The sequence below is a fragment of the Eubacterium aggregans genome (genome assembly GCF_900107815.1).
GTDB lineage: Bacteria > Bacillota > Clostridia > Eubacteriales > Eubacteriaceae > Eubacterium_O > Eubacterium_O aggregans.
In genome coordinates, this window is the sequence record NZ_FNRK01000041.1 from 1 (window position 1) to 10,602 (window position 10,602).

At 42.2% G+C, this 10,602-nt stretch carries 14 protein-coding genes and 3 pseudogenes; all 17 read left to right on the forward strand.

The genetic code is table 11. The features are described from left to right. The first annotated feature begins 272 nt into the window (after nucleotides 1-272). Nucleotides 273-785 (forward strand): GNAT family N-acetyltransferase, encoded by a 513-nt coding sequence (locus BLW33_RS13435; protein WP_090309870.1) that lies wholly within the window; start codon nucleotides 273-275, stop codon nucleotides 783-785. A gap of 31 nt (nucleotides 786-816) precedes the next feature. After that, nucleotides 817-1,131, forward strand: coding sequence for a TfoX/Sxy family protein (locus tag BLW33_RS13440; RefSeq protein WP_090309873.1), 315 nt, complete (start codon nucleotides 817-819; stop codon nucleotides 1,129-1,131). Nucleotides 1,132-1,158: 27 nt separating this feature from the next. Continuing rightward, entirely contained in the window at nucleotides 1,159-1,632 is a 474-nt protein-coding gene (locus tag BLW33_RS13445; RefSeq protein ID WP_090309907.1) for a GNAT family N-acetyltransferase, read from the forward strand. Nucleotides 1,633-1,771: 139 nt separating this feature from the next. Then, nucleotides 1,772-2,602 carry a PDDEXK nuclease domain-containing protein gene (locus tag BLW33_RS13450; protein ID WP_479723647.1) on the forward strand — a complete coding sequence of 277 codons (831 nt, stop codon included), beginning with the start codon at nucleotides 1,772-1,774 and terminating at the stop codon, nucleotides 2,600-2,602. Between the two features lie 271 nt (nucleotides 2,603-2,873). Then, nucleotides 2,874-3,026, forward strand: a complete 153-nt coding sequence (locus BLW33_RS14195) for a virulence RhuM family protein (protein ID WP_176966742.1) — start codon at nucleotides 2,874-2,876, stop codon at nucleotides 3,024-3,026. Further along, nucleotides 3,019-3,642 carry a sugar O-acetyltransferase gene (locus BLW33_RS13455; RefSeq protein WP_090309880.1) on the forward strand — a complete coding sequence of 208 codons (624 nt, stop codon included), beginning with the start codon at nucleotides 3,019-3,021 and terminating at the stop codon, nucleotides 3,640-3,642. The genes BLW33_RS14195 and BLW33_RS13455 overlap by 8 nt, the downstream gene beginning before the upstream one ends. 263 nt (nucleotides 3,643-3,905) lie before the next feature. After that, on the forward strand, nucleotides 3,906-4,112 hold the full coding sequence (locus BLW33_RS13460; protein ID WP_090309883.1) for a hypothetical protein: 207 nt from the start codon (nucleotides 3,906-3,908) through the stop codon (nucleotides 4,110-4,112). Nucleotides 4,113-4,228: 116 nt separating this feature from the next. Continuing rightward, a pseudogene (locus BLW33_RS14435) lies at nucleotides 4,229-4,492 on the forward strand (DUF1905 domain-containing protein); the annotation flags it as partial. Nucleotides 4,493-4,567: 75 nt separating this feature from the next. Beyond that, nucleotides 4,568-4,849: pseudogene (locus BLW33_RS14440) on the forward strand (iron chaperone); the annotation flags it as partial. Between the two features lie 204 nt (nucleotides 4,850-5,053). Continuing rightward, on the forward strand, nucleotides 5,054-5,716 hold the full coding sequence (locus BLW33_RS13470; RefSeq protein ID WP_090309887.1) for a helix-turn-helix domain-containing protein: 663 nt from the start codon (nucleotides 5,054-5,056) through the stop codon (nucleotides 5,714-5,716). 299 nt (nucleotides 5,717-6,015) lie between these two features. Next, a complete protein-coding gene (locus BLW33_RS13480; protein ID WP_090309893.1) occupies nucleotides 6,016-6,510 on the forward strand; it encodes a VOC family protein in 495 nt (164 codons plus the stop codon). A gap of 5 nt (nucleotides 6,511-6,515) precedes the next feature. After that, on the forward strand, nucleotides 6,516-7,412 hold the full coding sequence (locus BLW33_RS14535; RefSeq protein ID WP_090309910.1) for a low molecular weight protein-tyrosine-phosphatase: 897 nt from the start codon (nucleotides 6,516-6,518) through the stop codon (nucleotides 7,410-7,412). A gap of 39 nt (nucleotides 7,413-7,451) precedes the next feature. Further along, entirely contained in the window at nucleotides 7,452-8,096 is a 645-nt protein-coding gene (locus BLW33_RS13490; protein ID WP_090309896.1) for a GyrI-like domain-containing protein, read from the forward strand. Next, nucleotides 8,093-8,905 carry an MBL fold metallo-hydrolase gene (locus BLW33_RS13495; protein WP_090309898.1) on the forward strand — a complete coding sequence of 271 codons (813 nt, stop codon included), beginning with the start codon at nucleotides 8,093-8,095 and terminating at the stop codon, nucleotides 8,903-8,905. Before BLW33_RS13490 ends, BLW33_RS13495 begins: the two co-directional genes overlap by 4 nt. A gap of 184 nt (nucleotides 8,906-9,089) precedes the next feature. Beyond that, nucleotides 9,090-9,506 carry a YjdF family protein gene (locus tag BLW33_RS13500; RefSeq protein WP_090309901.1) on the forward strand — a complete coding sequence of 139 codons (417 nt, stop codon included), beginning with the start codon at nucleotides 9,090-9,092 and terminating at the stop codon, nucleotides 9,504-9,506. An 85-nt stretch (nucleotides 9,507-9,591) separates the two neighbouring features. Continuing rightward, nucleotides 9,592-10,233 carry a DedA family protein gene (locus tag BLW33_RS13505; protein ID WP_090309904.1) on the forward strand — a complete coding sequence of 214 codons (642 nt, stop codon included), beginning with the start codon at nucleotides 9,592-9,594 and terminating at the stop codon, nucleotides 10,231-10,233. A 172-nt stretch (nucleotides 10,234-10,405) separates the two neighbouring features. Beyond that, nucleotides 10,406-10,602: pseudogene (locus tag BLW33_RS13510) on the forward strand (IS3 family transposase); the annotation flags it as partial.

Consider the following 10,602-nt stretch of genomic DNA (forward strand, 5'->3'; position numbering starts at 1 on the left):
CTCATTTGTTTGCCTTCCCACACCTTACTAACACACCTGCCTATTATTCATTATAAATCCTTCGGATTTTTGTCTTGACAAGCGCACCATTATAGGTAACGCTGACCATGCGATAGCTGTCCACGACTGGCGAGTGCCAAGCACGAAGACAGAGTGGAAACAGATCAATATACTTTAAATGAGTATTTTCTGTTTGATTAGGTTGAGTTGATAAGATCATTGCAGATAAGAAGTATATAAAGATAATTTTGTAACGATAGAGGTGGTGGAAAATGATTATAAAAATAAGAAAATGGAAATTATTGGATGCAGAAGATATAGCAATTGCGCTTTCTAATACAAGGGTACAAGACAATCTTCGGGATGGATTGCCATATCCCTATACAGAACAAGACGGAGTCGATTATATTTCTGCGATGCTTTCCGCAGATGAGAATGAAACATTTGCTTTTGCTATCATAGCAGATGACAAAGTAATTGGAAGTATAGGCGTTTTTCGCCAAGGCAATATTCATAAAAAGACCGCTGAATTGGGATATTACATTGCAGAAGAATATTGGGGAAAAGGAGTTATGACTGAAGCAGTAAAACAAATTTGCGAATATGTTTTTGATAAAAGTGATATTATTCGTATCTATGCAGAACCATTTGTATATAATGCTGCATCTTGTAGAGTACTTGAAAAAGCAGGATTTCAATATGAAGGTACATTGAGAAGCAATGCTGTGAAGAACGGTAAAGTGATTGACATGAATATGTACTCATTGTTAAAAGCAGAAAAGTAACGATATAATTTGAATTTGACGGAGGCAGCATATGGCATCAACTAAGGCATATTTAGACTTTATATTAGAACAGTTATCTGAATTGGAAGAGATAACATATAGAGCAATGATGGGTGAGTATATTATTTATTATCGTGGTAAAATTGTCGGTGGTATATATGATGATCGATTACTGGTAAAGCCTGTTAAATCAGCTATTTCATTTGTCTCAGATGTGACTTATGAATTGCCATACGTGGGAGCAAAAGAGATGTTGTTGGTTGATGATGTTGACAGCAAGGAATATCTGACAAATCTTTTTATTGCTATGTATGATGAACTGCCGGAACCAAAGAAAAAGAAATAATCACCGATGAAGTTATGGGGTAAAAAAGTGAATTATACTATCAGGGAAATGAAATCACATGAATATAAGACGCTGGAAGATTTTTTGTATGAAGCAATTTATATTCCGGAAGGCATGGATTTTCCGCAAAGAACAATTACAAAACAGCCTGAATTGCAATTATATATTAGTGAGTTTGGAAAGAAAGATGATAACGCATTAGTAGCGGAAGTTGATGGAAAGATTGTTGGTGCAGTATGGACTCGCATAATGAATGATTATGGACAAATTGACGATGAAACCCCTTCTTTTGCAATATCCTTATACAAGGAATACCGAGGTCTGGGAATTGGAACAGATATGATGAAGCAAATGCTCATGCTCTTGAAGAATAAGGGATATAAGCAGGCTTCTCTCGCGGTTCAGGAAGCAAACTATGCAGTTAAAATGTATCAGAAAGTCGGTTTTGAAATTGTAGCTAAAAACGAAGAAGAATACATTATGCTTTGTAGCTTGAAATAATTAGATATTGTAAATAGGTTATTCGGAAAGGGGGAATACAATGAGTGACTTGGTACAACGTGATGAACAATTTTAAAGAATTGTTAACATCATAGAGTCAGCCAAAGAGCGGGCATATCGTAAGGTAAATGAGGAACTGATTTTAATGTATCGTGATATAGGCGAATATATTAGCAGAGAATCTGAAAACAATGAATATGGCGATGCGTTTGTACAGAAGCTGGCAGATTTTTTTGCAAAAAATTATCCGGATTTGAAGGGTTTTAATCGTCGCGGGCTTTATAGAATGAAGCAATTCTACGAGCTTTATAAGGACGCGGAGAAAGTGTCACCACTGGTGACACAATTGAGTTGGACGAACCATCTCAAAATCATGTCTGCGTGTAAGATTATGGACGAACGCATATTTTATATGAATATGTACATTAAAGAGCGTCTTTCAAAAAGAGAATTGGAAAGACAAATTGATAGCGGATATTATGAAAGATATATGTTATCGCAGAAACCACTGACACTAGCCATCGAAGAATCAAGAAGGGCCACAGGAAATATTTTTCTCGATAATTATATTCTTGAAATTGGTAAAGACTTCACCTTCATCGGCGAAGAGTATCGTGTACAGGTCGGAAAGCACGATTATTATATTGATTTGCTGTTTTACCACAGAGATCTTTCGTGCCTTGTGGCATTTGAACTGAAAATCGGTGAATTCAAGCCAGAGTATGTTGGCCAGATAAATCTTTATCTTGAAGCACTTGACCGCGAAGTGAAAAAAGAAAATGAAAATCCGAGCGTTGGTGTTATCCTCTGTGCAAGTAAGGATGATGCGGTGGTAGAGTTTGCTCTCAGCCGGAGCTTGTCCCCAACAATGGTTTCTGAATACAATTTGAAATTAATTGATAAGAAGCTGTTGCAGAGAAAGTTAAAGGAATATATTGAACTGGCAGAGACTGGGTCTGGTGATGAATGATTTCCACATTAAAAGCAGAGCAAAGTGGTGGGTGTACGGTTGATCAATTCCCGAAAACAGGCAAAATACGGTAGATATATTCCCAAGGACGAGCAAAGGCAAAAATAACGATTTGACATTCATTCGCCCATCTCCTTTCATGTGGAGTGCGTTTGTTTGCTGACCCGAAAAAAGTAGAGAAAGTGCCGTAAAAGCCTATAAAATAGGCGTTTATCGAAGGTTGAAATAGGCAGCGAAGAAACGGTTAACGAGAGGATTAGGAGAATATGTTATGGATAATCACGGAGAAATGCTGATTTATCAGACGGTCGATGGTCCGACAAAAATAGATGTAAATATACAGGAGGAAACCGTGTGGAGGAAAAAGGAAAACAAAAGTAGCAAAACGATAAATTTGAATTTGTGGGGATATGGCAATGGCTGAGAGAGAAAAGATGTTAGCTGGTCAATTATATGATTGTGGGGACAGAGAATTACTTGATAGATGGCATAAGGCTAAAAATTTAGTAAGAGATTACAATTGTATTGATTCCGAAAATTTAGAAGAAAAAGAAAAAGTGTTATCGGAATTATTAGCCAGAAAAGGACATAATCTTTGGATTACAGCTCCGTTTTATGTAGACTATGGTAATAACATTTATTTTGGGAATAATTGTGAAGTAAATATGAATTGCACTTTTTTAGATGATAATAAAATCGTTATAGGTGACAATGTTTTAATTGCACCAAATGTTCAGATATATACAGCCTTTCATCCAACAAATGCAATAGAAAGATTTGGGGAACCTAAAGAAGATGGTTCTTTTGAATTCTGTAAAACACAAACTGCACCAGTCATTATTGGAAATAGTGTATGGATAGGTGGAGGAGCTATTATTATGCCAGGGGTAACTATTGGAGATAATGTGGTCATTGGGGCAGGGAGTATTGTGACAAAGGATATTTCCTCTAATAAAATAGCCTATGGAAATCCTTGCAGGGTAATACGTGACAATATTTCTAAAAACACAAATATCAATTTGTATGAACCAACAATATGATAAAAGCTGTCGTTACTTGTTACCACAAGCCTCCCTGCATTCACAATCTCATTGACCTATCACCAAGTGAAGAGTGCAAAAAACGGTAAAGAAAGTAAAGAACGACTTTAATCGATTTACTGAAATATAAGCACTTTATGGGGTTTTATTAAAAATACGATTAATAAAAATCATGTAAACTTAACGGGATAGTTTAATTTATGTAAATGTCTTTTGATGTGCAATATTAGATTCAAATGGTTTTGAAGATGTGTATAAAATTAATGATGGTTGATAAAGCCGTTTTAGAATCTTTAAGAGGACTCTATTTTGGAGATTTGTCTAATAAATATTTCACTGCAATTGATAGAGCTTATCGTGACATGAATAGAACGATTCGCTTTAAGTCTATGACAAAAGATAATCGAGAAAAATTGAGAAAAGGATATTTTAAACAGGAGAAGGTGATAATTAAAAAGCTAAACAATTAAGGCGTCGTGGGGCAATATTGCGGAGGAAAATGTCAACAATAAGAAATTGGAGTGAATGAAGAACGAAAAAGAATACGTAATGGCATGGTGTGGGGAAATGAAAGCGGTGAGAAAAAATGAAGAAAGCCCTTGAATTTGATGCGGTTCTCTTAAAAAAACCGGAGATGGATGCGGCATATGTCGAGGTACCCTTTGATATTAAAGCAATCTTTGGGAAATCCCGGCTGTTGGTGCACGCAACCTTTGATGGAGAGCCCTACGATGGGCAAGTGGTGAAGATGGGGACGTCTGGCCATCTTATCGGAGTCCGAAAGGAGATTCGCTTAAAGATTGGCAAGCAGCCTGGGGACTCGGTCCATGTGACACTGGAAGAGCGCGAAAAACCAAAGCCGGCCTTTACCTCGGTGGAGGAGTATATTGCAAGCTACAGCGGGGATATCAAAAAGCGAATGGAAACCCTGCGGCAGATTATTTTAGAGTGTTCCCCAGAAATCACCGAGAAAATTTCCTGGGGAATGGCAACCTTTGTCCTCAACGGAAATCTGGTGCATTTTTCCGGCCAAAAAAGACACTTGGGTTTTTACCCGACCCCCAGCGCCATTGAAGCCTTTAAAGATCGCCTGGAGGATTATAAATATTCCAAGGGGGCCATACAATTGCCCTACAATCAACCTATGCCTTATGAACTACTCCGTGAGATTACACAGTTCAGGGTGCAGGAGCAAAAACAGAAATAATACACTGAAATGTATCCCCATCTTTCTTCCCGCTGGTCATAGAAGTGCAAAAGCAATGGCACGTGGGGACAATGAAGGTAAAATCCGGTGAATAAAAGGGGATGACAGGCACGCTGTCATTAAAAAAAGCAATGCAAGTGTTGCTTTCTTGTCATTTTTTTAAAAATCCTGTAATGTTGGATCAACAAGAAAAAGGTGGAATCAATGAAGTTTAGTGAACAAATCAGATGGATTCGAACAGAAAATGAGTTGACACAGGAACAACTTGCGGAACAGTTAGGTGTTTCCAGACAAGCGATTTCGAATTGGGAAAACAATCGAAACCTGCCCGATATCGAGATTCTGATTTCAATTACTAAAATTTTCCACCTTTCCCTTGATTATCTAATTTTAGGAGATGATGGTATGGGAAACATGGCAGAAAAGTTAGTAAAAGATGGCAGCGAAAATCGCCGGGCAAAGATGAATTTAATCAGTATCAGTATCGGTGCTGCATTATTATTTTTAGGCATTGCCTGTATTGGGATTAAGGCGGTATCCGTTGAGTATGTTGATGCGGCTGGTGTTTTACATGAGAATTTCTTTTTATTGCCAATGGGGTTTTTATTCCTTTTTAGTGGTTTTATCATATTTTTGGTTACAGGAATACGAAATATCGTTTCAGAATTTTCGGATTCATCGAAATCCATTGGCGGTCAGCGCTTCTTTTACATAGGGCTTTGTTTGGGGGTGGTCCTGTTATGTCTAGGAGGATTCTTGATTCTTTTGGCAGTCAATGCTGAAACCTCAACGGGAATACTTGGTATTGCAGTTATATTCGGTGGAGTCGGGTGTTTTATTGCAGCTTTACGTTCCTGGCGTCAGTAGCTGCTTGAGGGGCGATGCAGTTGGATATCTATGGAGAACATGTCTTTATGTGGGTGTCAATGATCCAATCCAGGGGTATACACGCAAGTGCCTTAAATATGTATGCTACGATTATGACAATCAAATGGTTCTGCATGGATATCGGATTTTGATAATGGATGGTTTAACGGCAGCCATGAAATTTCACGATAAAAAAACAATGCAAATCCCCATTATCAATGTGCTTGAAACACAGGTATGGGGATTTGTTTTTGTGCTATAATGAAAAAAACTAAAAATTGATGGAGGAGGGATATGCGGTGAAATTTAAATTACCCTTATTAGCGGTACAGAATGTTGACGTATCCAAAAAATTCTATCAGAGGTTCTTTGACCAAGATGTCGTCATGGATTTGGGAAAGAATGTCACCTTCAGCGGGGGCTTTGCCATTCAGGAGGACTTCCCGTGGCTGACGGATATTGATCCATCGTCGGTGGTGTCAAAATCCCATAATATGGAATTGTATTTTGAGGTTGAGGATTTCAATGCATTTTTAAAACGCTTAGAAGGGCAGGAGTCCATCGTCTATGTCCATCCGCCTAAAAAACACGAATGGCAGCAACGGGTCCTTCGGATTTACGATCCGGATGGCCATATGATTGAGATTGGAGAATCCATGGCGGTTATTGCCAGACGCTATCTGGCCCAGGGACTTTCCGTTGAAGCGGTTTCTGAAATGATTCAACACCCGGTGGCTTTTGTGGAAAGCTGTATTCTTGATGATGGCGGTGCGGTTGTCGGACAAGGAGATTGATGAACATGATTAAAATACTCTTCGTTTGCCACGGCAACATCTGCCGCTCCCCCATGGCCGAGTTCGTCTTAAAGGACATGGTAAATCGGCTGGGAATGTCCGATCGCGTCTCCATTCAATCGGCAGCGACCAGCTCGGAAGAAATCTGGAATGGGGTAGGCAATCCTGTGTATCCACCGGCCCGGGAGGTCCTTGAAAAACATGGGATAGAGTGTCAGGGGAAACGGGCGGTGCAGCTGAGGGCCTCGGACTACGACACCGCCGATTATTTAATTGGGATGGATGAGGCCAACATCAGGAACATGGAGGGGATCACGGGACACACCGGCGGAAAAATTTACAAATTATTATTCTTTGCCGGAAGGGATGCTTCTATTTCGGATCCCTGGTACAGTGGCCGCTTTGATGAAACCTATGAGGATATCGTAAAGGGATGCAGGGCGTTTTTAGATAAGCTTCAGGCGGTGCTGGCGGACCTTGATCGCTTAGAGGAAAAGGATAATACCACGGCTTATAAGGCCCTTCAAACCCTGGAGCAGCTTTCCGATGAGTCCGGGATGCTCTATCCCTTCACTGAAAGATTTGCCGCCATGGTACAGGAGCAACGCACCTATTTACGGGTAAGGGGCTTTCGGCTGCTCTGCAAGCAGGCTAAATGGGACCAGGATGGATTGTTGGATAAATATCTCCCGTCGGCATTGTCCATCCTTTGGGATGAAAAGCCCACAGTGGTGCGTCAGGCCTTAGGGGCCCTTAAGGATGTGGTGAGCTACCAGCCTAAACTGCGGGAAATGGTGGTCCAGGCCATTGCAGACATTGACGATACACCGTATCCGGAGACGATGCAGCCTCTGATTGCTAAGGATGTTAAAGCGCTGTTGGAGCAGATTCAGGGACAATGAAAATCGGGATGAGGGAAATCGATAAAGGAGGATCCACCCATGACCTTTGATTTTAAAAAGGAATTCAAAGAATTTTATATGGCAAAAAAGAAACCAGAAATCTTGACCCTGCCACCCATGCATTACATTGCGGTCCGAGGAGCAGGGGACCCTAATGTGGAAGGGGATGAGTACCAGCGGGCCATGGAAATTCTCTATCCCTTAGCCTATACCTTAAAAATGAGCTACAAAAGTGATTACCACATCGAGGGCTTCTTTGAATACGTGGTCCCGCCCCTGGAAGGATTCTGGTGGCAGAATGGCGTGGCTGGTGTGGATTACGGGGACAAATCGACCTTCCAATGGATTTCCATGATTCGCTTGCCGGATTTCGTGACCCCTAAGGATTTTGACTGGGCGGTGCAGTCTGTTAAGCAGAAGAAAAAGCTGGATTGCTCTGGGGCAGAGTACCTGGGAGTGGAGGAAGGGCTCTGCGCCCAGATTCTCCACGTTGGTCTTTACGATGATGAGCCAGCCACCGTCGCCATTATGGATGCTTATGTGGCGGAGCAGGGGTATGTGAATGACTTTTCAGAAACGCGCTGTCATCATGAAATATACCTTTCCGATGCCCGGCGGGTTGCCCCGGAAAAATGGCGCACGGTGATTCGTCATCCCATTAAGGAATCCCTTAAAGCCTTATGAAAATCACCATCTTAGTGGATAACCATACCTTAATTGATGAATATTACCTCGGGGAGCCAGGGGTCAGCTTCTATATTGAGGATGGGGAAAACCGTGTGCTCTTCGATAGCGGCTATTCGGAGGTTTTGCTTTCAAATGCCCGGCGGGCAGGCATTCATTTGGAGGACCTGACCCATATTGTCCTATCCCATGGGCATAATGATCATACTAATGGGCTTCGGTTTTTGCAGGAAAAAATTGATCTCTCCGGGGTAATGCTGTGTGCCCATCCCCATTGCTTTATACCCAAATATGACGGGGAAGAATTTATAGGGGCACCCTATAATTCCGCGGAGATCGCAAGGATCACCCGGTATACGCCGACATCCGGTGTGCGTCATCTCTCGGAAAGGCTGATCTTTTTAGGGGAGATTCCCCGGGAGAATGACTTTGAAGCCTGTCCGCCTATTGGAAGGACGATTGTGGAGGGATGTGTGGTAGCCGATACCCTTCGGGACGACAGTGCCCTGGTCTACCAGAATGGAGAGGGGATTTTTATCATGACGGGCTGCTCCCATAGCGGAATTTGCAATATTGTGGATTACGCTCAAAAAGTGTGTGGGGAGGAGCGTATTCTTGGTGTTCTCGGAGGATTCCACCTTTTGGAAGATTCACCCCAGCTGGATGGGACCATCGCTTATTTGAAGGCGAATCGCATTGATGCAGTGTATCCCTGTCATTGTGTCTCTCTTCTAGCCAAGGCTAAGATGATGGCGGCATTGCCGGTACAGGAGGTTGGTGTGGGCATGGTGATTGAAATCGATCCTTAAAAGAAATTCTTGACGGACAAAGGGTTTGGGTTACAATAGAATTGCAAAGATAAAAACGCAACGTACCATCAGGTACCAGAGCCGGTAGGTAGCCCGGCCGTACCATCCCTTGGGATGGTGTCAGTAACCTTCCCCTCCGGGTCGTCCATTCTTTGTTCATTACATATCCAAGGAGGGAATTGTCATGGACAAAGTAACGGGAAGCTTAACGGTTTTTTTTGAAGCACCCTTGTGGGTCGGTGTTTTTGAATGCACAGAAAATGGGAAATTATCGGTATCCAAGGTTGTCTTTGGAGCAGAACCCAGGGACAGTGAAATTTATGCCTTCATTTTATCCCAATACGATGGCCTGGATTTTAGTCCGGCGGTGACCGTCCCGGTCAGAGAAAAAAGAAAGAATCCCAAACGCATTCAAAGAGAGGTGAAGAGGCAGTTACAAACCCTGGGGATCGGCACCAAATCCCAGCAGGCCTTACAAAGGCAGCGGGAACAGTCCAAGGGGGAGCAGAAGCAGAAGCGACGGCAGCGTCAGGAAGCAGAGGCCCAGCGGAATTTTGAATTGAAGCAGCAAAAAAAGAAGGCGAAGCATCGGGGACGATAGATTAAGAAATAATTAAAAATAAAGTCGATGCAAAGTAATCCGGTTTCATAACGTATAATATGGAAAACATGAACGGAGACCTGCTATGCAAGCCTACATTATTGATTGGATTGACCAATTTGGTTATCTTGGGATTTTTTTGTTGATTTTTGTAGAAAATATCTTTCCGCCCATTCCATCGGAGGTGGTTTTGCTCTTTGGCGGCGCAGCGACGGCTCATACGGATCTGTCCGTTCCCCTTGTCATTTCGGTGGCTACCCTGGGGTCTTTGGCTGGCGCTGCGGTACTTTATGGCCTGGGGCATGTGCTTCAGGCTGAGCGTCTGCGGCACCTTTTTGCCGGTCGGTTTGGCCGGGTATTGCATCTGAAACCGGAGGCGGTGGATCAGGCAGAGCATTGGTTTGCCCGCTATGAGGGGAGGGCGGTCCTGATTTGCCGCTGCATCCCCGTTGTGCGGAGCCTGATTTCCATCCCTGCAGGATTTGCAAAAATGCGCCTGCCCTGGTTCTTCTTCCTCACCTTGATGGGAAGCCTGGTGTGGAATGCGGTCCTGGTGGTGATTGGGGCTAGCCTGGGCAATGCCTGGGAAAGCGTCATCCCCTATTTTGAACAGTATACGATGGTGGTGTTGGTGGTTCTCCTTATCCTTGTAATTACGGGGGTGGGGTGGTTTCTCTATAAAGGAAGAAAAAATAAGGGAAGTAAAGACAAAGGGGATTTTACTTAAGAATATTAAGATGGTCCATTAAGAATTGAAAATATATAATGGTCTCATAAATTAAGACATTTTTTCAGACGGATATTAATGAATCTGATATACTAAAAAGAGAACCAAGAAAGGATTCATTACCATGTCCAGACAACGAAGAAATTTTAGTGCCAAATTCAAATCTAATCTCGTGATTGAGCTGTTAAAAGGTGAAAAGGAGCTCAATACCCTTGCAACCGAGAATAACATTCAACCGAATCTCCTTCGTAATTGGAAGAAGGAATTCCTTGATAATGCCGCCATCGTGTTCGATGATAAGCGTGAGGAAAACCTGAAGGATAAGCTTTCCGAAGAACGCAAAGAAAAAGCGGCATATGCCAAAAAGGT

What these genes read in the sequence shown, in the direction of transcription:
- BLW33_RS13435 (WP_090309870.1), top strand. Translation starts at nt 273, where the DNA reads ATGATTATAAAAATAAGAAAATGGAAATTATTGGATGCAGAAGATATA.
- BLW33_RS13440 (WP_090309873.1), top strand. Translation starts at nt 817, where the DNA reads ATGGCATCAACTAAGGCATATTTAGACTTTATATTAGAACAGTTATCT.
- BLW33_RS14195 (WP_176966742.1), top strand. Translation starts at nt 2,874, where the DNA reads ATGGATAATCACGGAGAAATGCTGATTTATCAGACGGTCGATGGTCCG.
- BLW33_RS13455 (WP_090309880.1), top strand. Translation starts at nt 3,019, where the DNA reads ATGGCTGAGAGAGAAAAGATGTTAGCTGGTCAATTATATGATTGTGGG.
- BLW33_RS13460 (WP_090309883.1), top strand. Translation starts at nt 3,906, where the DNA reads ATGATGGTTGATAAAGCCGTTTTAGAATCTTTAAGAGGACTCTATTTT.
- BLW33_RS13470 (WP_090309887.1), top strand. Translation starts at nt 5,054, where the DNA reads ATGAAGTTTAGTGAACAAATCAGATGGATTCGAACAGAAAATGAGTTG.
- BLW33_RS14535 (WP_090309910.1), top strand. Translation starts at nt 6,516, where the DNA reads ATGATTAAAATACTCTTCGTTTGCCACGGCAACATCTGCCGCTCCCCC.
- BLW33_RS13490 (WP_090309896.1), top strand. Translation starts at nt 7,452, where the DNA reads ATGACCTTTGATTTTAAAAAGGAATTCAAAGAATTTTATATGGCAAAA.
- BLW33_RS13495 (WP_090309898.1), top strand. Translation starts at nt 8,093, where the DNA reads ATGAAAATCACCATCTTAGTGGATAACCATACCTTAATTGATGAATAT.
- BLW33_RS13500 (WP_090309901.1), top strand. Translation starts at nt 9,090, where the DNA reads ATGGACAAAGTAACGGGAAGCTTAACGGTTTTTTTTGAAGCACCCTTG.
- BLW33_RS13505 (WP_090309904.1), top strand. Translation starts at nt 9,592, where the DNA reads ATGCAAGCCTACATTATTGATTGGATTGACCAATTTGGTTATCTTGGG.